The sequence below is a fragment of the Pseudomonas corrugata genome (assembly GCF_001269905.1).
Classification (GTDB): Bacteria; Pseudomonadota; Gammaproteobacteria; order Pseudomonadales; family Pseudomonadaceae; genus Aquipseudomonas; species Aquipseudomonas corrugata.
In genome coordinates, this window is sequence record NZ_LHVK01000007.1 from 76,697 (window position 1) to 101,663 (window position 24,967).

General features: G+C 60.1%; 20 protein-coding genes. 7 read left to right on the forward strand and 13 right to left on the reverse strand.

Going from position 1 to position 24,967, the window contains the following annotated elements; all coding sequences use genetic code 11:
* Window positions 1–29: 29 nt before the first annotated feature.
* From AD665_RS10060 to AD665_RS10075, 4 genes are all read left to right on the forward strand, one after another.
* Window positions 30–797 (forward strand): TerC family protein, encoded by a 768-nt coding sequence (locus AD665_RS10060; RefSeq protein WP_024778426.1) that lies wholly within the window; start codon window positions 30–32, stop codon window positions 795–797.
* A 323-nt stretch (window positions 798–1,120) separates the two neighbouring features.
* Entirely contained in the window at window positions 1,121–2,779 is a 1,659-nt protein-coding gene (locus tag AD665_RS10065; RefSeq protein WP_024778425.1) for a Na/Pi cotransporter family protein, read from the forward strand.
* A gap of 58 nt (window positions 2,780–2,837) precedes the next feature.
* Window positions 2,838–4,214, forward strand: coding sequence for a M16 family metallopeptidase (locus AD665_RS10070; RefSeq protein ID WP_053191964.1), 1,377 nt, complete (start codon window positions 2,838–2,840; stop codon window positions 4,212–4,214).
* A gap of 210 nt (window positions 4,215–4,424) precedes the next feature.
* Window positions 4,425–5,432, forward strand: a complete 1,008-nt coding sequence (locus AD665_RS10075) for a DUF5924 family protein (RefSeq protein WP_024778423.1) — start codon at window positions 4,425–4,427, stop codon at window positions 5,430–5,432.
* 201 nt (window positions 5,433–5,633) lie between these two features.
* On the opposite strand, the gene AD665_RS10080 is transcribed toward AD665_RS10075, so the two are convergent.
* The 5 genes from AD665_RS10080 to AD665_RS10095 form a co-directional block, all read right to left on the reverse strand.
* A complete protein-coding gene (locus tag AD665_RS10080; protein ID WP_024778422.1) occupies window positions 5,634–6,863 on the reverse strand; it encodes a nucleoside recognition domain-containing protein in 1,230 nt (409 codons plus the stop codon).
* Window positions 6,864–7,084: 221 nt separating this feature from the next.
* Entirely contained in the window at window positions 7,085–8,416 is a 1,332-nt protein-coding gene (gene gltP, locus AD665_RS10085) for a glutamate/aspartate:proton symporter GltP (protein WP_024778421.1), read from the reverse strand.
* 691 nt (window positions 8,417–9,107) lie between these two features.
* Window positions 9,108–9,572: an inhibitor of vertebrate lysozyme family protein gene (locus tag AD665_RS10090; protein WP_053191966.1), complete on the reverse strand. Its 465-nt coding sequence runs from the start codon at window positions 9,570–9,572 to the stop codon at window positions 9,108–9,110.
* A 2-nt stretch (window positions 9,573–9,574) separates the two neighbouring features.
* Window positions 9,575–9,739, reverse strand: a complete 165-nt coding sequence (locus AD665_RS26815) for a DUF1328 domain-containing protein (protein ID WP_009041538.1) — start codon at window positions 9,737–9,739, stop codon at window positions 9,575–9,577.
* Between the two features lie 77 nt (window positions 9,740–9,816).
* Window positions 9,817–10,104, reverse strand: coding sequence for a hypothetical protein (locus AD665_RS10095; RefSeq protein WP_024778419.1), 288 nt, complete (start codon window positions 10,102–10,104; stop codon window positions 9,817–9,819).
* Between the two features lie 436 nt (window positions 10,105–10,540).
* Here AD665_RS10095 and algB point away from each other — a divergent pair, with 436 nt between their 5' ends.
* Window positions 10,541–11,887 carry a sigma-54-dependent response regulator transcription factor AlgB gene (algB, locus tag AD665_RS10100; protein WP_024778418.1) on the forward strand — a complete coding sequence of 449 codons (1,347 nt, stop codon included), beginning with the start codon at window positions 10,541–10,543 and terminating at the stop codon, window positions 11,885–11,887.
* A gap of 10 nt (window positions 11,888–11,897) precedes the next feature.
* Complete coding sequence (locus tag AD665_RS10105) at window positions 11,898–13,688, forward strand: ATP-binding protein (RefSeq protein WP_053191968.1); 1,791 nt, start codon at window positions 11,898–11,900, stop codon at window positions 13,686–13,688.
* A 12-nt stretch (window positions 13,689–13,700) separates the two neighbouring features.
* Here AD665_RS10105 and AD665_RS10110 read toward each other — a convergent pair whose 3' ends face one another.
* The 7 genes from AD665_RS10110 to AD665_RS10140 form a co-directional block, all read right to left on the reverse strand.
* The gene (locus AD665_RS10110) at window positions 13,701–15,314 is read right to left on the reverse strand and encodes an EAL domain-containing protein (RefSeq protein WP_024778416.1); all 1,614 of its coding nucleotides are present in this window, start codon (window positions 15,312–15,314) and stop codon (window positions 13,701–13,703) included.
* A gap of 76 nt (window positions 15,315–15,390) precedes the next feature.
* Window positions 15,391–16,170 carry an N-acetylmuramoyl-L-alanine amidase gene (locus AD665_RS10115; RefSeq protein ID WP_053191970.1) on the reverse strand — a complete coding sequence of 260 codons (780 nt, stop codon included), beginning with the start codon at window positions 16,168–16,170 and terminating at the stop codon, window positions 15,391–15,393.
* 104 nt (window positions 16,171–16,274) lie between these two features.
* Window positions 16,275–18,320: a GGDEF domain-containing protein gene (locus tag AD665_RS10120; protein WP_024778414.1), complete on the reverse strand. Its 2,046-nt coding sequence runs from the start codon at window positions 18,318–18,320 to the stop codon at window positions 16,275–16,277.
* Window positions 18,317–19,195: an endonuclease/exonuclease/phosphatase family protein gene (locus AD665_RS10125; protein WP_024778413.1), complete on the reverse strand. Its 879-nt coding sequence runs from the start codon at window positions 19,193–19,195 to the stop codon at window positions 18,317–18,319. The genes AD665_RS10120 and AD665_RS10125 overlap by 4 nt, the downstream gene beginning before the upstream one ends.
* Window positions 19,196–19,209: 14 nt before the next feature.
* Entirely contained in the window at window positions 19,210–19,854 is a 645-nt protein-coding gene (locus AD665_RS10130; RefSeq protein WP_024778412.1) for a thiol:disulfide interchange protein DsbA/DsbL, read from the reverse strand.
* Between the two features lie 196 nt (window positions 19,855–20,050).
* On the reverse strand, window positions 20,051–20,662 hold the full coding sequence (locus AD665_RS10135) for a c-type cytochrome (RefSeq protein ID WP_024778411.1): 612 nt from the start codon (window positions 20,660–20,662) through the stop codon (window positions 20,051–20,053).
* A 46-nt stretch (window positions 20,663–20,708) separates the two neighbouring features.
* Window positions 20,709–20,999, reverse strand: coding sequence for a c-type cytochrome (locus tag AD665_RS10140; protein ID WP_024778410.1), 291 nt, complete (start codon window positions 20,997–20,999; stop codon window positions 20,709–20,711).
* A gap of 190 nt (window positions 21,000–21,189) precedes the next feature.
* On the opposite strand from AD665_RS10140, the gene yihA reads away from it, so the two are divergent.
* Window positions 21,190–21,831: a ribosome biogenesis GTP-binding protein YihA/YsxC gene (yihA, locus tag AD665_RS10145; protein WP_024778409.1), complete on the forward strand. Its 642-nt coding sequence runs from the start codon at window positions 21,190–21,192 to the stop codon at window positions 21,829–21,831.
* Window positions 21,832–22,134: 303 nt separating this feature from the next.
* Here the strand turns inward: yihA and polA are convergent, their stop codons facing one another.
* Window positions 22,135–24,903: a DNA polymerase I gene (polA, locus tag AD665_RS10150; RefSeq protein WP_024778408.1), complete on the reverse strand. Its 2,769-nt coding sequence runs from the start codon at window positions 24,901–24,903 to the stop codon at window positions 22,135–22,137.
* Window positions 24,904–24,967 lie beyond the last annotated feature (64 nt).

Below are 24,967 nucleotides of genomic sequence, written 5' to 3' on the forward strand. Positions count from 1 at the left end.
CGGCCTAACACTCGTTCAAAGGAACTCACATGGAATGGCTGACCAACCCGGAAATCTGGGTTGCCTTCTTTACCCTGACCGCCCTGGAAATCGTCCTGGGCATCGATAACATCATCATGATCTCGATCCTGGTCAGCCGCATGCCCAAGCACATGCAGGCGCGCACCCGGATCTTCGGTCTGGCCCTGGCCATGATCACGCGGATCCTGTTGCTGCTGTCCATCACCTGGGTTATGCGCCTGACCGCCGATTTGTTCGAAGTGTTCGGCCAGGGCATCTCCGGTCGCGACCTGATCCTGTTCTTCGGTGGCCTGTTCCTGCTGTGGAAAAGCTCCCAGGAGATGTACCACGCGCTGGAAGGCGACGACGAAAGCGACGATCAGCCTTCGGGCAAGGGTGGCAACTTCCTCTACACCATCATCCAGATCGCGATCATCGACATCGTGTTTTCCCTGGACTCGGTCATCACCGCCGTCGGTATGGTCTCCCATGTGCCGGTGATGGTGGCGGCGATCATCGTGGCCGTACTGGTGATGATGCTGGCCTCGGGCACCATCAGTGAGTTCATCGACAAGCATCCATCGCTGAAGATGCTGGCGCTGTCGTTCCTGCTGGTGGTCGGTACCGTGCTGATCGCCGAGTCGTTCGACGTCCACGTGCCCAAAGGCTACGTCTACTTCGCCATGGCGTTCTCCCTGGCCGTGGAGGCGATCAACATCAAGATGCGCACCGCGATTGCGCGCAAGCGCAAGCAGCAGGATCCGGTGAAACTGCGCAAGGATGTTCCGGGTCAATAACTGGACGGAGCAATGAACGAAGGGGCTCTTGGAGCCCCTTTTTCATGCCCGCAGGAAAGTTGCCCTGGACCCCGGACCTGTGGGAGCGAGCCTGCTCGCGATAGCGTCCTTTCAGTCACAACAGTATCGATTGACACACCGCTATCGCGAGCAGGCTCGCTCCCACAGGGTTTGCGGTGCTTTTCATGACAGATTTGTTTCAAACGACTCTTTAGCTGTGCAATGCTGGCGTCCGAACCGTTCGCCAACTACAGCTTAAGTACAACGAAGAACGATGTGGCATCGTCAACTTGTCTCTTTGAGACACTAACAGGGGGCCTCTCATGCTGACCCTGCTGAATCTACTCTCTGCCGTGGCCATGCTGATCTGGGGTACGCATATCGTCCGTACCGGCATCCTGCGTGTCTATGGCTCCAACCTGCGCCACGTCATCGGCCAGAACATGTCTCGACGCTGGCTGGCATTTGTCGCCGGTATCATGGTCACCGCCATGGTCCAGAGCAGCAACGCCACGGCCATGCTGGTCACCTCGTTTGTCGGCCAGGGGTTGATGGCGCTGACCCCTGCCCTGGCGACCATGCTCGGCGCCGACGTCGGCACGGCGTTGATGGCCCGGGTGCTGACCCTCGACTTGTCGTGGTTATCGCCGCTGCTGATTTTCCTCGGAGTGATTTTTTTCCTGTCGCGTAAACAGACCCGCGTCGGGCAAATGGGCCGCGTCTCCATCGGCCTGGGCCTGATCATCCTCGCGCTGCAATTGATCGTCGAAGCCGCCGCGCCCATCACCCAGGCCCAAGGCGTGAAGGTGATATTTGCCTCACTGACCGGCGACATCCTGCTCGATGCGTTGGTGGGTGCGCTGTTCGCCATGATTTCCTATTCGAGCCTGGCCGCCGTGCTGCTGACCGCCACACTGGCCGGCGCAGCCGTGATCAGCCTGCCGGTGGCCATCGGCCTGGTGATCGGCGCCAACATCGGCAGCGGCGTGCTGGCATTTCTCAGCACCAGCATGCAGAACGCCGCCGGACGTCAGGTGGCGCTGGGCAGCCTGCTGTACAAGCTGATCGGATTGTTGCTGATCATTCCAGCGCTCGACCCGCTGGTGGGGTGGCTGGACAGCCTGGATTTCAGCCCCCAGGAAACCGTCATCGGCTTTCACCTGTTCTACAACTCCGTGCGTTGCCTGGTGCTGCTGCCCAGCGTCGCGCCGATGGCCAAGCTGTGCGCCTGGCTCCTGCCGGAGCGCGCCGAAACCAATGGCACGGCCAAGCCCCGGCACCTGGATCCCACGGCCCTCGTCACGCCGAGCCTGGCCCTGGCGAACGCAGCCCGGGAGACATTGCGCATCGGCGACCTGATTGAAAACATGCTCGAAGCCATGCTCGACGTGCTGCGCGGCCAGCAGACGGCGCTCACTCAGGAAGTTCGGGGCGTGGGCGATGATGTCGAGGTACTGTGCAGTGCCATCAAGTTGTACATGGCCCAAATGCCCCGCGAAGACCTCAGTGAGCAGGACAGCCGGCGATGGGCAGAGATCATTGAGCTGGCGATCAACCTGAAGCTCGGCAGCGACCTCATCGAACGTATGCTGCGCAAGGTCCAGCAGCAGAAGACCTCGCAACGCCTGTCCTTTTCCGAGGTGGGCCTGGAAGAATTGGCAGGGCTGCACAGCCATTTGATCGCCAACCTGCGACTGGGCTTGTCGGTGTTCCTCAGTGGCGATCGGGAAAGCGCCCGTCAGTTGCTGCGCGAGAAACGGCGCTTTCGCGCCCAGGAAAGGCGGATGGCCCATGCCCATGTCAGTCGCTTGCAGCGCAAGATCGTACAAAGCCTGGAGACCAGTGCCCTGCACCTGGAGCTGATTGCTGATATGCGACGTCTCAACTCGCTGTTCTGCGGCAGCGCCTATGTGGTGCTGGAAACTGCCGAAATCGGTGCCTTGGCGGCGGATGAAATATCCGACATCACCCACTCGCCTTGAACATCTGACGTATTGTTCAGTCAGTAGGGTTGGACTGTCAGTCGCCAGGAAGCCGTTTATGCGTGGTCTGTTATTCGCTCTTTTCTTGTTCGGTTCGCTGCCTGCGGTAGCCCTCGACCGGTTCCAGGTCGAGGGCTACACGCTGCCCAACGGTATGCAGTTGCTGCTCAAGCCCGGTAGCGAACGCGGTCACGTCGCCATCCGGCTGGTGGTCGGCGTGGGCCTGGATGACTTCAGCTGCGCCGACAAGGAACTGCCGCACCTGCTCGAACATGCGCTGTTCAGCGGGATCGACGAGGGCGGCGAAGGCGCCTTGGAAGAACGGATGCAGGCACTGGGCGGCGAATGGAATGCCTTCACCAGCAATGCCGACACCACCTTTGTCATCGAGGCGCCGGCGAGCAACCAGCGCAAGATCCTCGATCTTCTGCTGGCGGTGCTGACGCGCACCCGCATCGACGAGAAGGCCCTGGAGGCGGCGAAACAGGTAGTTGAACGCGAGGACGGCGGCCACTACACCCACCTGCAACGCTGGCTCGACCGCCAGGACCTGGGACACAAGGCCAGCAACCAGTTGGCAGTGGAACTGGGCCTGCGTTGCGCGGAACGGGCCGAGGTCGAGCACCACACTCTCGCCCGGCTCGAACAGGTTCGCAAGGCCTGGTATGCACCGAACAACATGACATTGATCGTGGTCGGCGACCTCGATCGCTTGCTGCCGGCCTACCTGGAGCGCACCTACGGCACACTCAAACCAGTCGAACCCAGCGTCCATGAGGCATTGCCACAGATCCGCTACAGCGCCGTGACCAAGCGCAACCTGATCCGCAGCCTGGTGGGTGATGGCGCCAAGCTGCACTGGTTGTTCCCCGAGCCGGTACTGGAACAGCAACACGACGAAACCTTCGACCTGCTCAAGAACTATCTGGACTGGGCCCTCTATCGCCAGCTGCGCCTGGCCCGGGGCCTGTCCTATGGGCCATGGGTGGAGCGGGAGGTGTTCGGCGGCGTCGGTTTCCTCAGCCTGAACGCGGACCTGGCTCGTGAGGACCTGCCGCAAGCCGAGCAGGCGCTCGAAGAATTGCGCAGGTCGTTACTCAAGGACGGGCTGGACCCTGACAGCTTCATGCGCATCAAGCGCGCAGCCATCGCCCACCAGACCTGGGCGGTTCAAGGTAACAGTGCGCTGGCCGATTATTACTGGGGCGCCCTGGGCGACTATGAAGACGGCCGCTTCGCCAACCCGGCCGTGCGCTTGCAGGGGGTGAGCCTGGAACAAGCCAACCAGGCCCTGCGCGAACTACTCAAGGACCCGGGCTACCTGCGCATCGAGAAGCCGCTGCTCAGTGATGATGAGCTGGTGTGGGGGGTGAGCGGCCTGCTGGGGTTGTTGCTGCTGGGGCTGGTGGTGTGGCGGCTGCGTCGCCGGGTTTGAGGCAACAAGGCGTGAAGACGCAAAGCCGGTGGGAGCAAGGCTTGCCCGCGATGAAGTTGATGAAGTCTTTCTGAATAGCATCGCCTGCGTCGCGAGCAGGCTTTGCTCCCACAGTCCCTGACCACAGAAGCGGATGAGAGCCTCGCCATGCAGGTGCCTGGACGATACTCTGTCGGGGATATTTCCTACGACTTACTGTGAAACCGCCTAATGCAGACCCTGACTCATTACATCCAGCGCATCCTTGAACTGATGAAGCGCTACCCAGGGGTCATTGCGCTCGGCGGTTTCATCTCCGGTGCCGGCAGTTTCATACTGGTGGACCGCCAGCAGGGCCTGGCAACCTGGATCGCCATCCTGATGCTGGTGAGCTGGCTCTGGCTGATGCTGGAAAACAGCCTGACCCGGCTGTTCACACGCATTTTCAAGCGGGAAATACCGCAGCCGTTGCTGCGTTACGCCACACAGATGATTCATCAGGAAAGCCTGTTTTTTGTCCTGCCGTTTTTCCTGATCACTACCACCTGGAACAGCAGCCAGCTGATTTTCACCGGGTTGCTGGGGGCGTCAGGGCTGATTTCGATCACCGATCCGCTGTATTACAAATGGCTGGCGCCCCGACGCTGGGCGTTCCTGGCATTGCACACGCTGACGCTGTTCGCCGCCCTGCTCACCGCGCTGCCGATCATCATGCACCTGACCACCGACCAGAGCTTCAAGCTGGCGCTGGGCATCTCCATGCTGTTGTCGTTCCCGAGCCTGGCTTCGATCTTTCCGATCCGCACGGTGCGCAACGCGCTGGCGATTCTGTGCATCACCCTGGGGATTGGCGCTGTCGGATGGATGCTGCGTTCCTGGGTACCACCGGCCACCCTGTGGATGACCGAAGTGGCGATCAGCACACAGTTGGAGGACCGCACACCCGGCGACAGCCTCAAGGAAGTCAGCGCCGCCCAGATCCGCGGCAACGGCCTGTATGCCTATACCGCCATCAATGCACCGCGGGGGCTGGACGAACGGATCTATCACGTGTGGCAGTTCAACGGCAAAGAAGTGGACCGCATCGCCCTGGACATTCATGGCGGGCGCAAGGAAGGTTATCGCGCCTGGACCCACAAGCAGAACTTCCCGGACAACCCGACGGGCAAATGGCAGGTACGGGTACTGACAGAAAACGGACAGATGATCGGGGTGCTGCGCTTCAACGTAACCGAATGAGCAGGATAAGCCCTGATACCAGTCAGTTAAGGATCAAACGACGCAAAACCCGTGGGAGCAAAGCTTGCTCGCGATTGCGGTAAGTCAGTCAGCAACAATGTGACTGGTCTGTCGCTATCGCGAGCAAGCTTTGCTCCTACATTAGGTTTGTGGCTTGACAGACTTGCATTAGGGCAAGCCCACTCCCACAGAAACTCGTTGTCAGCCGAAGAACCAGTAGCAGACCCCGATGGCCCCCAGCACACCGGCCAACTCCGCCAGCAGCGCACAGCCCACCGCATGCCGCGCCCGCTGGATGCCCACGGCACCGAAGTACACCGCCAGGACATAGAACGTGGTCTCGGTGCTGCCCTGGACGGTCGCCGCCAACAGGGCCGGGAAACTGTCCACGCCGGAAGTCTTCATGGTTTCAATCAGCATCGCCCGTGCGGCGCTGCCGGAGAACGGCTTGACCATGGCAGTCGGCAAGGCGTCGACAAAACGTGTATCCCAGCCGGCCCACTGCACCAGGTGCCGAATACCATCCAGACCAAAATCCAGTGCCCCCGAAGCCCGCAATACACCGACCGCGCACAGCATCGCCACCAGGTAAGGCAGCAAGCTCTTGGCAACGTCGAACCCCTCCTTGGCACCCTCGATAAACGCTTCGTACACCTTGACCTTGCGCAGGGCTCCCACCACCAGGAACAGGATGATCAGGCCGAACAGCGTCAAGTTGCCGAGGATCGAGGACAGGCTCGCCAGGGCCGTCGCCGAGAGCGTCGCCAGCAACGCCATGAAACCGCCCAGCGCCAGCGCACCAGGGATCAGATAAGCCAGCACCACCGGATCCCATAGACGCAGGCGTTGCATGAATGCCACCGACAACAGCCCCACCAGGGTGGAACAACTGGTGGCGAGCAGGATCGGCAGGAACACCAGGGTCGGGTCCGGCGCGCCTTGCTGGGCGCGGTACATGAAGATCGTCACCGGCAGCAACGTCAGCGACGAGGCATTGAGCACCAGGAACAGGATCTGTGCGTTGCTGGCGATGGTCGGGTTGGGATTCAGGTCCTGCAAGGCGCGCATGGCCTTCAGGCCGATGGGGGTAGCGGCGTTGTCCAGGCCCAGGCCGTTGGCGGCGAAATTGAGCGTAATCAGGCCAATGGCCGGATGGCCCGGCGGCACTTCCGGCATCAGCCGCAGGAACAGCGGGCCGAGGGCCTTGGCCAGCCAGTCGACGATGCCGGCCTTTTCGGCTATTCGCAGGAATCCCAGCCACAGGGTCAAGGTACCGAACAGCACGACCATCACCTCCACCGACAGCTTGGCCATGGCAAAGATGCTTTCCACCATCGCCGCGAAGATGCCGGCGTTGCCACCCACCAGCCACTGCATCAGCGCCGAGACGGCCGCCACGATAAAGAAGCCAAGCCACAGGCCATTGAGCATCGGTTAAATCCCCCGGAAGATGCCGCGAATAATAGCGGGGCCAGCAGAAACGACAAACCCCGGATTTCTCCGGGGTTCAGACAGGGTACACAGAGCATTCGTTGTGGGAGCAAAGCTTGCTCGCGATCAGCGAAAGGTCTGCTGGCTCAATGTGGCTGACAGATTTCTATCGCGAGCAAGCTTTGCTCCACAGGTATTTTTGCTCTCACCAACATCTCGGATCAGCGACTGGAAGGCTCGCCGGCCGGCAGCGGCTCCTTGCTGCGCCAGTGCGGCAGGGAATTCCAGTAGCGCTGGCCCTTGGCATCATCGTACATGCCTTCCCAGCGAGAGATGACCAGCACGGCCAGGGCGTTGCCGATCACGTTCAATGCGGTACGGGCCATGTCCATGATGCGGTCGACACCGGCGATGAAGGCCAGGCCTTCCAGCGGGATACCGACGCTGCCCAGAGTTGCCAGCAATACCACGAAGGACACGCCCGGCACGCCGGCGATACCTTTGGAGGTGACCATCAACGTCAGCACCAGCAGCAATTGCTGGCTGATGGACAGATCGATGCCATACAACTGGGCAATGAAAATCGCCGCGATGCTCTGGTACAGCGTCGAACCGTCGAGGTTGAACGAGTAACCGGTCGGCACCACGAAGCTGCAGATGGCTTTCGGAGCCCCGTAGGCTTCCATCTTCTCGATGACACGCGGCAACACGGTTTCGGAGCTGGCGGTGGAGTAGGCCAGTACCAGTTCATCCTTGAAGATACGCATCAGCTTGAGCACCGAGAAGCCGAACAGGCGGGCGATCAGCCCCAGCACCACGAAAGCGAAGAAGGCAATGGCGACATAAACCAGGATCACCAGTTTCGCCAGCGGCAGCAGAGACGCGAAACCGAAGTTGGCCACCGTCACCGCAATGAGCGCGAAAACGCCGATCGGGGCGTACTGCATGATCATGTGGGTGACTTTGAACATGCTTTCCGACACGCCCTGGAACATTTTCACCAGCGGCTCGCGCAGGTCCGATTGCAGGCTGGAAAGACCCAGGCCGAACAGTACGGAGAAGAAAATGATCGGCAGCATCTCGCCGCGGGTCAGCGCCGCGAAGATGTTCGACGGGATCAGATTGAGAATGGTCTGGACGAAGGCATGCTCATGCTGCACTTCGGCGGCCGTGGCCTGATACTTGGAAATATCCACCGTGCCCAGAGTGCTCATGTCGATGCCACTGCCTGGATGGAAGAAGTTGGCCAGCAACAGACCGACGACAATGGCGATGGTGGTGACGATTTCAAAGTAGAGGATCGTCTTGAGGCCGATTCGCCCGAGCTTCTTCGCATCACCGACCCCGGCAATGCCGACGATCAGCGAGGAGATCACGATCGGGATCACGATCATCTTGATCAGACGGATAAAGATATCGCCCGCCGGTTGCAGCACGTTGCTGATCCACCAGGCCTTCTCGGCACTGAAATGGTTGAGCAGCGCGCCCAGCGCAATCCCGAGCACGAGACCGATGAGGATCTGCCAGGCGAGGCTTAATCTTGCCTTCTTCATATCATTACCCTTACTTCGATTGGACTCGGACAGAAGCGCAAATCGAACCGCCAATGGCGATACAAGTCGTGCTCCCGCCCCCGTATAAGGTCACCCGAGCGCGCGCTGGCGGCTTACTGGCGGGCGAAAAAAGGCGCAACTATTGCGATGCGAGGGGGGATCGTCTAATGCCGTAAACGCCTACCCTATGCCGAATCGGCATAGGATTTTCAAAACAAAACCTGCGTCCCAAACGGTTCGAATGCGACATTTCAGCAGGCATAAATGCCGTGAACCGGCGGTTTCAGCGTAGCCGGGCTTTGTTTCATCCGCCGGTAAAACCGACGAACCGGGCAGCCGAAAGCGACCGCAATGGCCGGAAAGCTCTCCGATATACGGTCAGACGTCAGGAAAGAGATGGAAGTGACAGGACAAAATGCCGCATCGGATCTGTGATCATGAGGTGCTGAGAACAAGCCGCTCTGGAACGGGCTTCCTGCTTGCCAAGCTCTACGCAGGTTCGCCAAGCCATTGCGGTTTCGCGAACCTGCGTCGCAGCTTTTTCCTGACCCGGCCCTTTCGCAGGCACCCCTTGTGCCCGTAGGTCACTCCGACCCTGAACAGTCAGAACGTCCCGGCCCCCTGGTCATGCATCGGCCCTCCTCGGGCTGTGCAGGGAGAAAAGCAAGGCTGCTTTTCCCGTATTCCAGAATCAGTACCAGTCTGGATCTTTCTTGAGTTGTTCCATTAACAGTTCTTGCATACCGTCATCGGGATTGCCGAGGAAGCGGTAGTTGGCATGACGGGTCGGCGACTTGTCGGCGGGCAGCCCGGCGGGCACCTCGACCAGCAAAGCGTAGGCCTCATCCTTGTCGAAACTGAAAGCGACGAACAGGCGCTCATTACGGCATGTGGCGTGGGTTTCACACAACGGGCCCACCAGATACTTGTCACCGTCTTCCTCGACAGCGTTCATCTGTTCCGAATCGCCCGACAGATTCATCACCCATTCCGGCAGACGCTCTTCTTTCTTGACGACGTGCTGCCAGGTTTCACGGTATTGCGCGTCAGCCTGAAGCAATTGATTGACCCGCATCTGTCCGTCATTGGCAGCCATTGCCGTGGCACTGCCGCCCAGGAGCAGGGCGGCGGCCAGTCCTTTCAATACAGCATTCATGGTCAACCTCGGCCGCGACGGCCAAAGAAGAAGGAGACGATGAACATCACCAGGAACACGACAAAGAGAATCTTGGCGATGCCCGTGGCAGTGCCTGCGATACCACCGAAGCCCAGCACTGCAGCGATGATGGCAATGATCAGGAAGGTAATTGCCCAACTCAACATGGTGATTCTCCTTACGCTTTTCTATTTAGTGAAAGACTGGTTGGAATGGTTCCGGACATGTCGGACGCACGGTCGAGTCAAAACACCCAGCGTTCCTGACGGGGCACGTCGGTCACCGGCTGAGCCTGATCGACATCCATCATCCGCATTGAGGCAGACGCTTCGGCAACACTGCTTACCGCACTGAAGTGGGTTTGAGGCGCTCGATGCATCGACACCTGTACTGGCTCGGGCTGTTGGCTGTAGTGCCAGAGGAGCAGTTGCTGGCTAACCACGAGGGTTACCAGCAATGCCAGAACAGCCCACAGCCCCTGCTGAATCTGCAGGGGGGTGACAGGTAATCGGGCGGCACGTTGCAAATTCATCCTGGAATTCCTCCCCACCCCGGGTGGTGATCTGGTTAGGCGCTTTAACGCCACGATGACCAGACCATTGCAGACGTCATGCCAGAAATTTACCTAGAAATATACTTTATTAATCAGTGAGTTAGACGTGCTTATAAAAACAGGGAAATCGCATCCTGCACGATGGCCCGAAGCGCAGTCGTGCGTATTGCACGAACGAGGGAGAGAGAGACGGGCAGATTCTTTTTGAATTGCTGTTCGAGAACGGCGGTCGGAATGAGCAGGTCTGACCACTCATGGCGAACGAACCCCAGAAACTATACGTAAATCAGGTCTTTAGACTTCTACAGCTCACCGTGGCGCTTTCTATAGGTAATATTCGCTCAGAATCGACCATGCAACTTGCCCGATTTTTCTGACACTAACCAACATCATTCATTAAAGGAGCGTAGGAAAAATGGAATCAGCCACTGAGCATCAAGGCCGCATTCTGCTGGTAGACGATGAGTCCGCCATCCTGCGTACGTTCCGCTATTGCCTGGAAGACGAAGGCTATACCGTTGCCACCGCCAACAGCGCCGCCCAGGCCGATACCTTGTTGCAGCGCCAGGTATTCGATCTGTGCTTTCTCGACCTTCGCCTGGGGGAAGACAACGGCCTGGATGTGTTGGCCCAGATGCGCATCCAGGCACCGTGGATGCGCGTGGTGATTGTCACCGCCCACTCGGCTGTCGACACTGCGGTAGACGCGATCCAGGCCGGTGCCGCCGACTATCTGGTCAAGCCATGCAGCCCGGACCAATTGCGTCTGGCGACCGCCAAACAACTGGAAGTCCGCCAGTTGTCGGCAAGGCTGGAGGCACTGGAAGGGGAGATGCGCAAACCCAAGGACGGCCTCGACTCCCACAGCCCGGCTATGAAGGTGGTGCTGGAGACCGCCCGCCAAGTGGCCAGCACCGACGCCAATATCCTGATCCTTGGCGAATCAGGTACCGGCAAGGGAGAACTGGCCCGAGCGATCCATGGCTGGAGCAAACGCGCGAAAAAATCCTGTGTCACCATCAATTGTCCGTCGCTGACGACCGAGCTGATGGAAAGCGAGTTGTTCGGTCACAGCCGTGGCGCGTTCACCGGTGCCAGCGAGAGTACGCTGGGGCGGGTTAACCAGGCGGATGGCGGAACACTGTTTCTCGATGAGATCGGCGATTTTCCGCTGACGTTGCAACCAAAGTTGTTGCGTTTCATCCAGGACAAGGAATACGAACGGGTCGGCGACCCGGTCACCCGCCGGGCCGATGTACGGATCCTCGCAGCGACTAACCTGAACCTTGAAGACATGGTCCGCGACGGACGTTTTCGGGAGGATCTGCTCTACCGGTTGAATGTCATTACGCTGCACTTGCCGCCGCTACGCGAGCGCGCCGAAGACATCCTGACCCTGGCGGACCGTTTCCTGGCCCGCTTCGTCAAGGAATATGCCCGTCCAGCCCGGGGATTCAGCGATGAGGCCCGTGAAGCGCTGCTAGGCTATCGCTGGCCGGGTAACATCCGGGAACTGCGTAACGTAGTGGAGCGCGCCAGCATCATATGCCCCCAGGAAAAAGTTGAGATCAGTCATTTGGGCATGGCCGAGCAAACGGTCAACAACGCACCGCGAATCGGCGCCGCGCTGAGCCTCGACGAATTGGAGAAAGCCCACATCGGTGCCGTGCTGGCCACGGCTGATACGCTGGACCAGGCTGCCAAGACCCTGGGCATCGACGCCTCCACGCTGTATCGCAAACGCAAGCAATACAACCTATGAGCGGTACCTTATGAAACTGGCGATGAAGCTGCGCACTCGACTGTTTCTCAGTATCTCGGCGCTGATAACGGTGGCGTTGCTGGGATTGCTGCTTGGCTTGGTCGGCGTGATGCAAATGGCCAATACCCAGGAAAAATCGGTGCGCGACAACTTCGTCCTCCTGGACCTGGGTCTCAAGCTACGCCAGACCCTGGGCGACCAGCTGATGATCATGCTCGATGACAAACCCGACCTCGCCGCGCTCGAAGATTCCAAGCGGCAATATTTCGGTCTGCTGGAGGAGGGCATTGCCCACGAACAGAGCCTGGACGAGCCGACGACCAGCTTCACCCAGGCCAAGGCCGACTATCTCGGGTTCCTCGAGGCCTTTGCAGCCTCTCGCCAGCAGCCGTCCCAGCTCACGAGCATCCAGGACCTCACCGAGAAATTCAATGTATTGCGTAAAGGGCTGATCGCAGGGTACCGGCATGCCTTGACCAACATCAGCGACACTCAGACCCGCGGCCGTGACCGGGCGTTTCTGATTTCCGGCCTGCTGGGCCTGGTAGGAGCGGCGGTGCTGGTCATCGGTTTCATTACGGCCCATGGCATCGCCCGGCGTTTCGGGACACCGATCGAGGCGCTGGTTTCGGCTGCGGACGACATCGGCCAGGGCAATTTCGAAGTAACGTTGCCGGTTTCCTCTACCCCTGAACTGAACCTGCTGACGCGTCGTTTCGGAATCATGGCCCAGGCCCTGCGAGAGCACCAGGCCACCAACGTCGATGAGCTGCTGGCCGGCCAGCAGCGCTTGCAAGCGGTACTGGACAGCATTGACGATGGCTTGCTGATGATCGACCGCCAGGGCCGCCTGGAGCACCTGAACCCGGTGGCTCAACGACAACTGGGCTGGGATGAGGAGCGCCTGGGCCAGGGATTGGGCGAGGCGCTTGGCCGCCCTGATCTGGATGAGGAATTGCACCTGGTGCTGCGCGGCGGAACGCTGGAACGGGCACCGGACGATCTGGGCATCGAAGTGGATGGCGAATCCCGACTGCTGACCTACAGCCTTACGCCTGTCAGCCATACCCAGGGACATATTCTCGGGGCAGTGATGGTGCTGCACGACGTCACCGAACAACGTGCCTTCGAACGGGTACGCAGTGAGTTCGTGCTGCGGGCTTCCCACGAGCTGCGCACACCGGTAACCGGTATGCACATGGCGTTCGGCCTGTTGCGCGAGCGCGTTCATTTCCCTGAAGACTCCCGCGAAGCAGACCTGCTCGACACCGTCAATGAAGAGATGCAGCGCTTGATGCAGCTCATCAATGACCTGCTGAATTTCTCGCGCTACCAGAACGGCCTGCAAAAGCTGACCCTGGCACCTTGCTCCATCGAAGACCTGCTGGAGGCGACCCGCCTGCGATTTGCCGCCCAGGCCCAAGCCAAGGGCATCGAGTTGCTCGTGGCGATCCAAGGTCCGCTGCCACGCCTGCACGCCGATGCGGCGCAGCTGGAACGGGTGCTGGATAACCTGATCGACAATGCCATGCGTCACACCGGCGACAACGGCCAGATCCGCTTGCAGGCCCGGCGCCATGGTGAGCGGGTCATCATCAGCGTCGAAGATAATGGCGAAGGCATTGCCTATGGCCAACAAGGGCGAATCTTCGAACCTTTCGTCCAGGTCGGACGCAAAAAAGGGGGCGCAGGCCTCGGACTGGCCCTGTGCAAGGAGATCGTGCAGCTCCATGGCGGGCGCATGGGTGTTTATTCAAGGCCAGGGCAGGGTACGCAGTTCTACATGGCGCTGACGGTTTGAAGCCGTAAGTGTCTAGGCCTCATCATCCAGGCGCCTTCCGACCAGTCGTCGCCCGCGGGTAATCAGCTCAATAAGCTGCACGGCGCTGAGGGCATGGGCAAACAGCCAACCCTGGCCGAACGTGACGCCTTCGCTACGCAGGTATGACGCTTGGGCCTCGTGCTCGATACCTTCGGCGATCACCTTGAGTTCCAGCGCGTGAGCCATACGAATGATGTGCGGCGCCACGCCACTGCTGGCGGCGTCGTGGCCGAGGGCATCGATAAAGGCCTTGTCGATTTTCAGACAGTCCACCGGCAGCGTCTGCAGGTAAGCCAGACTGCAATAACCGGTGCCAAAATCGTCAATCAGTACTTGATGGCCCACATCCCGCAACGACTGCAGGTTATCCCTGGCAACCAGCACATCGATCAGCCCGCGCTCCGTTACTTCAAAGGCAATCTGCCGCGCCGACACCCGATGCCGCGCCAGCAAGCGCGCAATCACCTCACCGATGCGCGGTACCATCACGTCGCACGCCGCCAGGTTCACGGAAATATAGAGCTGCGGATTGGCTCGCAATAGCTGGCCCAACTGATCAAACAGCCGCTGCAAGACGAAGTCGGTGATCTGGCGGATCTGCCCGGTATCTTCCGCCATGGGAATGAACAGATCGGGACTGGTCAAGGTGCCGTCCGGTCGTCGCCAGCGCAACAAGGCTTCAGCACCGACACAGTTGCGGCTGTGCAAGTCGAAGATCGGCTGATAAAGCACCTGGAACTCGCCCCGACGGATGGCCCCATGCAGCTCGGCATCCATGGATTGATGCTGACGCGCCAGGAGGAACACCAGAAAACCGATCCCCAGGCCCAGTATCAGGCTGGTGGGCAGCATCCACCAGGCGTTGGCCGGAATATGAAAGCCGTTGCGCTGGGCAATCAGCACCAACTGATATTCCGGGCTGTCGGTCTGCATGCGATAGATCAACCGGGTCGCTGTCACCTGCAGGGCATTGCGGTTTTTCGGAGGCCAAGGCTCGGTGGGTGGCCAGTATTGATCGGTACCCAGCACGGGAACGGCACGCTCACCATGGTCCAGGACCACCAGCAGGCTGCTGCCTGGCGGCAGGTCCACCACGTCGGTCAGATGCCCTCTGGAAGTGGCGACCCGAAAATTACCGCGTCCCAACATCAACACGGCGCGGTTTTCGTCGGGCTCAGTGGTGGTGTTTAGCCAATAACTATAGGTCGGCCCCCGTAAGTCAGGGGCACGGGCGAGGGACAATCCGCTCTGGCGTGGACGACTGGAGCAGGCACCGCGACTGTCGACATACACCGCCTCGTAGACGAAGCGATAGTTGAAGCTGGCCTGTTGCAAGGTCGCAATCATTTCCTCGTCGCACCCACGCAGCGGTTGGGCTTGCAGGTCATCAAGGCTTTCGCGCAGTTGTCCGAAAAGCTGCTCCAGCCTTTGCAGGAAGCGTTCGCCTTGGGCATTCATCTGGTCGCTTTCGCGCTGCTGGGTCTGTTGCACGACCACAAACAGGCTCCCCGCCAGCAACAGCAGCGTACTAAGGGCAGCCGCAACCGTCGCCAGGAAGAGAGGGCGATGGAGCCAGCTGTGCAGCGTTTCGCGGGCAGCCTTCATCGATTGGTAATCCGAAAGTTACCAATGAGTTATAGCCCCTGATTGGGAATCGGCCTTTATCATCGGACAGGCGTCATTATTTTGTCCTGTTGAGCACCTGCAGGATCGCCGCGCTTTGCGCGTCAGGCATACCGTCGAACCGGGTCGGTCGATAACGCATCTGGAAGGCGGCCAGCACATGGCGGGTAGCCACGTCCCAGTCGCCGGTCCGGGGAGTTGGATAGCCGAGGCGGGCCAACTCGGTCTGGAACCACGTGGCGCTCGGCAGTTGCGCTACGAAGGAAGCCTGCTGGCGTGCCACTGCCTGTTCGTCCGGCCAGACGCCCAGGCCTGCTTCCGCCAGGCGCTTCCAGGGGAACAACGGCCCCGGATCAAGCTTGCGCAGGGGGGCGATGTCGCTGTGTCCGATGATGTTGATTGGGTTGATCGCGTTGCGCCGGGTGATGTCCTTGAGCAATGCGATCAAGGATTGGACCTGGGCTTCACTATACGGATACCAGAGACGCCCGGTGGGGGTGTCGAGGTACCCCGGATTGACGATCTCGATACCGATGGAACTGGAGTTGAGCCAGGTCCGACCCTGCCATTCGCTGTCCCCGGCGTGCCAGGCGCGCCGGCTTTCATCCACCAGCTTGTAGATGGTCGCATCCTTGTCGTCGCTGATCAGGTAGTGGGCGCTGACCTCACCGTGGGTCAGCAGCGCCAGGGACCGCTCCAGGGAGGCCGAGGTGTAATGCACCACGACGAACTGGATACGGCTGTCCTGGTTGGCCGACGGGTGGCTGGTATCAATCCGGGGGCCGCTGGCACAACCGGCCAGGGCCAGCAAAAATACAATGATTGAGACAGTTTTCATGGCGCGAATGCGTTTACGGATGGCGAATAATGCAACAGTGTAACGTATCACTGTGCAAGGATCTGGATTGCCTTCCAGGATTAAACAGAATGGAACAATTGATCTCAGCCCAGTTCCACTCGGTTACGCCCGGCAGATTTTGCCCGATATAGCGCCTGATCGGCCCTTTTAAGTACCAGATCGCTGTGTTCACCCGGCTTGAACGCGGTCATGCCCATGGACACGGTGATCGTTACCGGCTCGCCCTTGAAGTGAAACGGGCAGGCTTCGATTGCCGCGCGCAGGACCTCAGCCAGTTTGGCGCCCGATGCCAACGGCGTGTCGGGCACCAGCAGGACAAACTCCTCGCCACCAAAGCGAGCGATGAAGTCGCTGCCCCGCAGACGTTTACGCAGCACGGTGGCAATGATCTTCAATACCCGGTCACCAGCCAGGTGCCCGTAATTGTCATTGATGCGCTTGAAGTGATCGAGGTCGAGCATCGCCAGCAACAAGCTGTTGCCGTGCCGCTGCCACTGAGCGACTTCGTGTTCCAGCCGCTCGGCCCAGGCGGCACGGTTGGGCAGCCCGGTGAGCGGGTCTATCAGCGCCTTTTGGCGCTGCTCTTCCAGATTCTCACGCACGACCTGGGCTTCTTGTTCCATCACCGCGACGCGCTCGGCCAGGCTCTTGAGGCGACTGGAAACCTCCTGCTCGCGCTGATCACGCTGCTTCTGGTGCTGATCCATCGTACCGAGCAGGCCTTCCAGATGGTTCTCCAGCACCTGCTTGAGACCTTCCAGATCGTCGGCTTCCTGCATGCTGCTTTGCAGGCCATCGACCTGCTCGCGAATCTGGGTGTCCATTTCCCTGGAGGCCGAACGATTGTCGGCATGGCCTTCACTGGCGGCACGCAGGCTGCTCTGGAAGGACTCCAGGCGATCATTGAGACGTTGCAGATACGCTTCGAATTCATGCTGACCGCTGTCCGTCACGGCCAACATCAGCGTCGCGAAATCGTCGAGAATCGGTAGCAATTCATACCAGTTCAGACCATTTCGAAGGCGTTCACCCATGGCCTCGGCTTGAGGACGATGACGCTCAGGCAGGGTCAGGTCGCCCAGCAGGCCCAGCAGGGTGTCTTCGATGTGCCTTGCCACCGAACTGTAGGAGGGTTCCGGGGAGTCGGGCAGGGCGTAATGGGCCTCATCCGAATCAGCAGCCACTGGCGCGACGGTTGTCGACGGCTCATCAGGTTCTGTATCGGGGGGCTGTGCTTCATCGGTTGATAGCGCTTCGGACACCAGCTCGTCGGGATTCTCCAGCGCAGCGGCGGCAACCGTAGGCTCTGTGACAGTAGGCTGCGTGGCAGTCGGCACAGGCCCAGTGGCTTCCTCCGGCTCGAGAACCGGCGGGGCATTGTCGGTGATCGACTTCGGAGCTGGGTCGAGCATCGGCGGAATGAAGGCCACCGGTTCGGGGGCTTCATCAACGGGCCTGGCCTGTTCCACCGTCGACATGACCGGTGCAGTAACGGTCATCGGCTGCGTCGGCGCTGGCGGTGGCGCTTCGATCGGTGTCGCCAAGGGCACAGGCGCAACGCTGTCCGGAACGGGTTCGTGGGGCTGAGGTGCCACCTCCTCATGACCATGGCCACCAAACAACCGTTGCAGCAGGCCGGGACGACTCGCTTCGGCAGGCGCCTCCAATACACTCAGCGCCTTGCCCTGCAAGTCGCTCAACTCGCTGAGCAGCAGGGGAATTTCCCGGGCCTGGTCGACTCGCGTCTCCAGATGCTTGGCAAACTTTTTCAGCGGCCGGCGAACGTCCTTCGGCAGCGGCAGGGTCTGCAACTGAGCGACCAACGCAGTCAACGCGGTGCTCATCTGTTCGACCCGGGTCTCGCGGCGCTGCTCGGAATCCAGCACGGCTTTTTCCAGGCGTGGCAACAGGGCGGCGAGGGCGGCGTCCATGTCATCGGTGCGCACCACTTCGCGCATCTCTTTCATGCATTGATCAACGGCCCGGTCCGTGCCTTCGGCGGCCAGGGTACTGCGTACCAGGCCACGGCGCAGCAAATCGAGCCGAGCGCCCCAGCGGCGCTCCAGCTTTTCCTGCTGCTCAATGCTCTTGAGGTACTTCTCTCTCCAGCGTTCGGCGTCGTCGCTCATTCATCGGGTCCGCAAGGGGCAGAACTCAGCGCAGGCAATGCGTCAGCCGTGAGCGAACCCGGTAAACGAATTTCGACTGCAACCGGCAGGTGATCGGAAATGGGCTGGGCCAGAACTTCGACACGCTCAAGGGTCAGGGTCGGGCTCAGCAGTATATGGTCCAGGCAGCGCTGGGGGCGCCAGCTGGGGAATGTCGCTTCGAGTTGGGGCGCGAGCAGGCCGAGGTCACGCAGTGGCGACGTCTGCAGCAGATCGCTGGCATGGGTATTCATGTCTCCCATCAGTACCTGATGTTTATACCCACCGATCAATTCACGGATATAGGCCAGTTGCATCGTCCGGGTACGCGCCCCGAGGGCCAGGTGCATCATGACCACGACCAATGCCTCCGGACCTTCGCCGAAGCGCGCAAGGATCGCTCCACGCCCCTTGGGACCCGGTAGTGGATGGTCTTCGATCGCCCAGGGCCGCAGGCGACTCAGCACACCATTGCTGTGCTGGGCGAGACGGCCGAGGTTGCGATTGAGTTGTTGATACCAGTAGGGAAACGCACCCAGTTGGGCCAGATGCTCCACCTGGTTGACGTAGCCCGACCTCAGACTGCCGCCATCGGCCTCTTGCAAGGCCACCAGGTCGAAATCCTTCAGCAGATCGCCGATTTTCTGCAGGTTACCGGCACGCCCGGTGTGTGGCAGCAGATGTTGCCAACCCCGGGTCAGGTAATGTCGGTAGCGTTCGGTGCTGATACCAACCTGGATGTTGAAGCTGAGCAATCGCAAACGACTGTCGGTGGGCAGGCCCGTGGACGCGACATGATGCTCGTTGACCCGCGGCTCATGCAGGCCAACGATGCGTTCGGTGCTCCAGCGAGCCATGACGTGGCCCGCGCTTAGTTGGCAACAGCCTTGGTTGCCGCTCGCTCTTTGGCGATCAGCTTGTCGGCCAGTTGCAGCGCTTCGTCCGCGCCGCCGGCAGAGCCGATATCAAAGCGGTATTTGCCGTTGACGATCATGGTTGGTACGCCGGTGATCTCGTACTTCTTCGCCAGCTCCTTGGCTTTGACGATTTGGCCCTTCACGGCGAAAGAGTCAAAGGTCGCCAGGAATTTCTCCTTGTCTACGCCCTGGGTTGCCAGGAAGTCTGCCATGTCATTTTTGTCAGTCAGCTTTTTATGTTCTTTCTGGATCGCGTTGAACACCGCAGCGTGAACCTTGTGCTCGACACCCATGGCCTCGAGGGTCAGGAACATCTGGCCATGGGCATCCCACGGGCCGCCGAACATGGCAGGGATGCGAACGAAGTTCACGTCCGAAGGCAGCTTATCGACCCATGGATTGATCACCGGCTCGAAAGCGTAGCAGTGCGGGCAGCCATACCAGAACAGCTCCACCACTTCGATCTTGCCGGGCACGGCCACCGGAACCGAGTTGCTCAATTCGACGTAAGGGGCTTTCGATTCCTCGGCGTTGGCTTGAGCGCCGATGCCGAACAGGCTGGCGGCGACGAGCGCGGCGCTGATGATCAGATTACGCATGCTTTACTCCTGGACAAATAGGTGGCCTCGCGAGGTGTGTTCTCAGACAGACCATGGCGGGTTCAAGTTCTTAGTGTAACGGCAGCGGCCACAAAAAAGGGCGGCCAAAGCCACCCTTTTGATGCTTGCATCGACAGATTAATCGAGCGTTAACGTTACAAGCGGTATACACCCCTCGCAACGCCGCTCAAAGACCTTAGTGCAGGCCCTGGATGTAGCTGGCGACAGCTGCAATATCTTCGTCGCTCAGCTTGCGAGCGATGGTGCGCATGGGCATCGCGTCGCCGTCGTTGGCACGACCGCCTTCTTCCTTGCGGAAATCGGTCAATTGCTTGGCCACGTACTGGGCATGCTGACCGCCCAGGTGCGGGAAGCCGGCAGCGGCGTTGCCGGCACCGTTCGGCGAATGGCAACCGGTGCAGGCCGGCAGGCCTTTTTCCAGGTCACCGCCACGGAACAGCTTCTCACCGCGGGCCACGAGTTTCTGGTCGGCGGCGCCGACGCTGCCTTTCTGGCTGGAGAAATAGGCGGCGATGTCCGACAGGTCCTGATCGCTCAGGTTGGTCAGCAGGCCAGTCATTTCCAGAACGGTACGCTTGCCCGACTTGATGTCGTGCAATTGCTTGGTCAGGTAGCGTTCGCCCTGGCCCGCCAGTTTCGGAAAGTTTGGTGCTGCGCTGTTGCCATCCGGCCCATGGCAGGCCCCGCAAACGGCGGCTTTCGCCTGACCGGCGGCGGCATCGCCAGCGGCGTGGGCTACGCCGGATATCCCCAAGGTCAACAGCAGACTCACGATCAGTTTGTTCATCAGCTAATCCAACTACGGCTAAGGGTTAAAGAGTTATGGACCGGGTTCACTCGCTCATCCACTGGATGATGGCTTGGTAATCCTCGGCACTGCAGTCCATGCACAAACCACGCGGCGGCATCGCCTTGAAACCCTGGGTCACGTGTTGCACCAGCGTCCCCATACCTTTCGCCAACCTCGGCGTCCAAGCTTCCTGATCGCCCTTGCGGGGCGCCGTTGGGAGTTGGCCGGAATGACAGGCACCACAAACACGGTTGTACACAGCTTCCGGATCCTGTGTAGCCTGAGCGCTGTAAAGCGGCATCAGGACACCGGCAGCTAGCAGCCATTTCGTCATAAAACGACCTTTTCAGGGTTGAGAGCAAGCTGCGTTCTTGTGCGCATTCAGGTCGGTCGCTCTCGTGAGCCTCATCCTTCGCTGGGACAAAGCGCACACAAAATCTGCGGCATTATATACTGGCGTCACTGAAACGGAAACGACACAGCTTGCCGCGTCCATTCCCGACGCCACCCACATCGGAAATCCCATGCAACTGAAGAACCCCATCCTTGGCCTGTGCCAACAGTCCACCTTCATGCTCAGCGCCGCCAAAGTCGATCAATGCCCCGACGACGAAGGCTTCGAAGTAGCGTTTGCCGGGCGTTCAAACGCCGGCAAATCCAGCGCGCTGAACACCTTGACCCATGCAAGCCTGGCACGCACCTCGAAAACCCCAGGTCGCACGCAGCTGCTGAACTTCTTCAAACTAGACGATGAACGCCGTTTGGTCGACCTGCCCGGCTACGGCTACGCCAAGGTGCCGATTCCGCTCAAGCAACACTGGCAGCGCCACCTGGAAGCCTATCTGGGCAGTCGCGAAAGTTTGAAGGGTCTGATCCTGATGATGGACATCCGCCATCCGATGACCGACTTCGATACGCTGATGCTGGACTGGGCGGTCGCCAGCGGCATGCCCATGCACATCCTGCTGACCAAAGCGGACAAGCTCACCTACGGTGCGGCCAAGAACACGCTTCTCAAAGTGCAGTCGGAAATCCGCAAGGGCTGGGGCGATGCGATCACCATCCAGCTGTTCTCGGCACCCAAGCGCATGGGCCTCGAAGAAGCCTATACCGTGCTGGCCGACTGGATGGAGCTCGCGGACAAGGGCAGCGAAGAGGCCGAATAAGCCGAATCGCAGGCAAAAAAAACCCCGGACTTCGTATGGGGAGGGGGAAGTTCGGGGTCCAAGTTCCGGACCGCTAGGGCGGGGTCCAGATATCTGCCAACACTTAACACAACATAGGAGCATTGAAGGGCTTCACCAGCCATTCAGAATCTCTGAGTAGCATTTCATGGGTTTAGTTCAGATTATTTTTGAAATGACCTTAGGAAATTTCTTACTCACCCCTCGCAGGCAATGACATTCCATTGTGGCGGGGGGATTTATCCCCGCCGGGCTGCAAAGCAGCCCCCAGAAGTTCGTCACGCCTCAGTGCGCCTCATCCCAGTTGTTGCCCACGCCCACTTCCACCAGCAGCGGCACGTCCAGCGTGGCGGCGGCGCTCATGTGCTGGCGGATTTCCTTGCTGACCTGCTCGACCAGATCTTCCCGTACTTCCAGCACCAGTTCGTCGTGTACCTGCAGGATGACCCTCGCATCCAGCCTTGAGGTCGACAACCAGCGATCCACGGCCACCATCGCTTTCTTGATGATGTCGGCAGCGGTGCCTTGCATCGGAGCGTTGATCGCCGTGCGCTCAGCCCCCTTGCGCAGCGCCGGGTTCTTTGCATTGATATCCGGCAGGTAGAGCCTACGGCCGAAAATGGTTTCGACAAAACCCTGTTCGGCGGCCTGCGCGCGGGTGCGTTCCATGTACTCCAGTACGCCCGGGTAGCGGGCAAAGTAGCGGTCGATGTAGGCCTGGGACTGTTTGCGATCGACACCGATCTGTTTGGCGAGACCAAAGGCGCTCATGCCGTAGATCAAGCCAAAGTTGATCGCCTTGGCGCTGCGACGCTGGTCATGGCTGACGGCCTCCAGCTCGACGCCGAACACCTCGGCGGCAGTGGCCCGGTGAACGTCCAGATCGTTGCGGAACGCGTGAAGCAGACCTTCATCCTTGGCCAGGTGCGCCATGATCCTCAACTCGATCTGCGAATAGTCCGCCGCGAGCAGCTTGTAGCCTTTCGGTGCAACGAACGCCTGCCGGATCCGTCGACCTTCGGCGGTGCGGATCGGAATGTTCTGCAGGTTCGGATCGATGGACGACAGCCGTCCGGTCGCGGCAACGGCTTGTTGATAGTTGGTATGGACGCGGCCGGTACGGCTGTTGATCTGCTCCGGCAGGCGATCGGTATACGTGCTCTTGAGCTTGCTCAGCGAGCGGTATTGCATCAGCACCTTGGGCAGCGGATAGTCCTGCTCGGCCAATTCGGCGAGCACCGCTTCGGCTGTGGATGCCTGGCCCTTGGCGGTTTTGCTGAGCACCGGCAAACCAAGCTTTTCGTACAGGATCACGCCCAATTGCTTCGGCGAGCCGAGGTTGAATTCCTCTCCGGCGATGGCAAACGCCTCACGCTCCAACGCCACCAGTTTCTCGCCCAGCTCGACGCTCTGCGCGCCCAGCAGATTGGCATCCACCAACGCGCCCTGACGCTCGATGCGAGCCAGGACCGGCATCAGCGGCATCTCGATCTCATTGAGTACTTTGTTCAGGCTCGGGATTGCCGCCAGCTTTTCCTGCAAGGCCTGGTGCAACCGGAAGGTTACGTCGGCATCTTCGGCAGCGTAAGGGCCGGCCAGTTCCAGGGAGATCTGGTCGAAGGTCAGCTGTTTGACCCCTTTGCCGGCGATGTCCTGGAAATCGGTCTTGCTTTGCCCCAGGTACTTGAGTGCCAGGCTGTCCATGTCGTGACGGGTCGCGGTGGAGTCCAGCACGTAGGACTCCAGCATAGTGTCGAAGGCAACGCCTTGGACCACGATGCCGTTGTCCTGATCGCCACCAATGGCGCAGTTGGCCAGGATGTTGGTCTCGAACTTGGCGTGCTGGCCGACCTTGAGCTTGTCGGGGTTTTCCAGCAACGGCTTGAGAGCTTTAAGCACCGTGTCACGGTCCAGCTGCTCCGGCACGCCCATGTAGGAATGGGTCAGCGGAATGTAAGCCGCTTCGTGGGCCGCAACGGCGAACGACAACCCGACCAGTTGCGCATGCTGCGGATCATCACCGCTGGTTTCCGTGACGAACGCAAACAGCGGCGCTTGCTCGAGCTTGGCCAGCCAGGCGTCGAAGCGCGCCTGATCGAGAATGACTTCGTACTTCGCCTCGGTGCCACTGGGTTGTTCGTCGGCCACTTCGACGATTTCCTGGCCGAGACGCTTGGCGTCCCGCTGGTTTTCTTCGAACCAGCTCTTGAACTCCAGCAAGGTGTACAGCTCGGCGAGCTTCTCGTGGTCCGGTGGGCCCATTTGCAGGTCGTCGAGGCCGACATCCAGCGGCACGTCAGTCTTGATCGTCGCCAGCTCGTAGGAAAGAAACGCCATTTCCTTGTGTTCTTCGAGCTTGGCGGGCAGGGTCTTGGCGCCGCGAATCGGCAGCGTGGGAACGACGTCCAGTTGCGCATACAACTCGGTCAGGCCGCCGTTGACCCCTACCAGCAAGCCGGAGGCGGTCTTGGGCCCGATCCCCGGAACGCCCGGGATGTTATCGGAAGAATCGCCCATCAATGCCAGATAATCGATGATCTGCTCCGGAGCGACACCAAATTTCTCCTTTACGCCAGCCACGTCCAGCGAACTACCGGTCATGGTATTGACCAAGGTAATGTGCCCGTCGACCAACTGAGCCATGTCCTTGTCACCGGTGGAGATCACCACCGGGCGGGCGGCTGCGGCGCTGCTGCGGGCCAGGGTACCGATGACATCGTCGGCTTCGACGTTGTCCACGCACAGCAGCGGGAAGCCCAGGGCCTTGACGCTGGCATGCAGCGGTTCGATCTGCACGCGCATGTCGTCGGGCATGCTCGGGCGGTTGGCCTTGTACTCGGCGTACAGCGCATCGCGAAACGTCCCGCCCTTGGCGTCGAACACCACGGCGAACGGGCTGTCCGGATACTGCTTGCGCAGGCTCTTGAGCATATTCAGCACGCCCTTGACCGCCCCGGTCGGCAGGCCTTTGGATGTGGTCAGCGGTGGCAGCGCATGAAAAGCGCGGTACAGATAAGAAGAACCGTCCACCAGGACGAGGGGGGCTTGGCTCATGAGCAAGATCAACCTTTTCGGCGGGTCCGGAGCTAGAATAGCGGGACCGTTGACGACAAAGGGA

Bases quoted from the DNA above. Each gene is read 5' to 3' on its own strand.
- AD665_RS10120 (WP_024778414.1), bottom strand. From the start codon at position 18,320: ATGAGCGACGACGCCGAACGCTGGAGAGAGAAGTACCTCAAGAGCATT.
- AD665_RS10125 (WP_024778413.1), bottom strand. From the start codon at position 19,195: ATGGCTCGCTGGAGCACCGAACGCATCGTTGGCCTGCATGAGCCGCGG.
- algB (WP_024778418.1), top strand. From the start codon at position 10,541: ATGGAATCAGCCACTGAGCATCAAGGCCGCATTCTGCTGGTAGACGAT.
- AD665_RS10135 (WP_024778411.1), bottom strand. From the start codon at position 20,662: ATGAACAAACTGATCGTGAGTCTGCTGTTGACCTTGGGGATATCCGGC.
- gltP (WP_024778421.1), bottom strand. From the start codon at position 8,416: ATGAAGAAGGCAAGATTAAGCCTCGCCTGGCAGATCCTCATCGGTCTC.
- polA (WP_024778408.1), bottom strand. From the start codon at position 24,903: ATGAGCCAAGCCCCCCTCGTCCTGGTGGACGGTTCTTCTTATCTGTAC.
- AD665_RS10115 (WP_053191970.1), bottom strand. From the start codon at position 16,170: ATGAAAACTGTCTCAATCATTGTATTTTTGCTGGCCCTGGCCGGTTGT.
- AD665_RS10065 (WP_024778425.1), top strand. From the start codon at position 1,121: ATGCTGACCCTGCTGAATCTACTCTCTGCCGTGGCCATGCTGATCTGG.
- AD665_RS10090 (WP_053191966.1), bottom strand. From the start codon at position 9,572: ATGAATGCTGTATTGAAAGGACTGGCCGCCGCCCTGCTCCTGGGCGGC.
- AD665_RS26815 (WP_009041538.1), bottom strand. From the start codon at position 9,739: ATGTTGAGTTGGGCAATTACCTTCCTGATCATTGCCATCATCGCTGCA.
- AD665_RS10130 (WP_024778412.1), bottom strand. From the start codon at position 19,854: ATGCGTAATCTGATCATCAGCGCCGCGCTCGTCGCCGCCAGCCTGTTC.
- AD665_RS10110 (WP_024778416.1), bottom strand. From the start codon at position 15,314: ATGAAGGCTGCCCGCGAAACGCTGCACAGCTGGCTCCATCGCCCTCTC.
- AD665_RS10080 (WP_024778422.1), bottom strand. From the start codon at position 6,863: ATGCTCAATGGCCTGTGGCTTGGCTTCTTTATCGTGGCGGCCGTCTCG.
- yihA (WP_024778409.1), top strand. From the start codon at position 21,190: ATGCAACTGAAGAACCCCATCCTTGGCCTGTGCCAACAGTCCACCTTC.
- AD665_RS10070 (WP_053191964.1), top strand. From the start codon at position 2,838: ATGCGTGGTCTGTTATTCGCTCTTTTCTTGTTCGGTTCGCTGCCTGCG.
- AD665_RS10075 (WP_024778423.1), top strand. From the start codon at position 4,425: ATGCAGACCCTGACTCATTACATCCAGCGCATCCTTGAACTGATGAAG.
- AD665_RS10060 (WP_024778426.1), top strand. From the start codon at position 30: ATGGAATGGCTGACCAACCCGGAAATCTGGGTTGCCTTCTTTACCCTG.
- AD665_RS10095 (WP_024778419.1), bottom strand. From the start codon at position 10,104: ATGAATTTGCAACGTGCCGCCCGATTACCTGTCACCCCCCTGCAGATT.
- AD665_RS10105 (WP_053191968.1), top strand. From the start codon at position 11,898: ATGAAACTGGCGATGAAGCTGCGCACTCGACTGTTTCTCAGTATCTCG.
- AD665_RS10140 (WP_024778410.1), bottom strand. From the start codon at position 20,999: ATGACGAAATGGCTGCTAGCTGCCGGTGTCCTGATGCCGCTTTACAGC.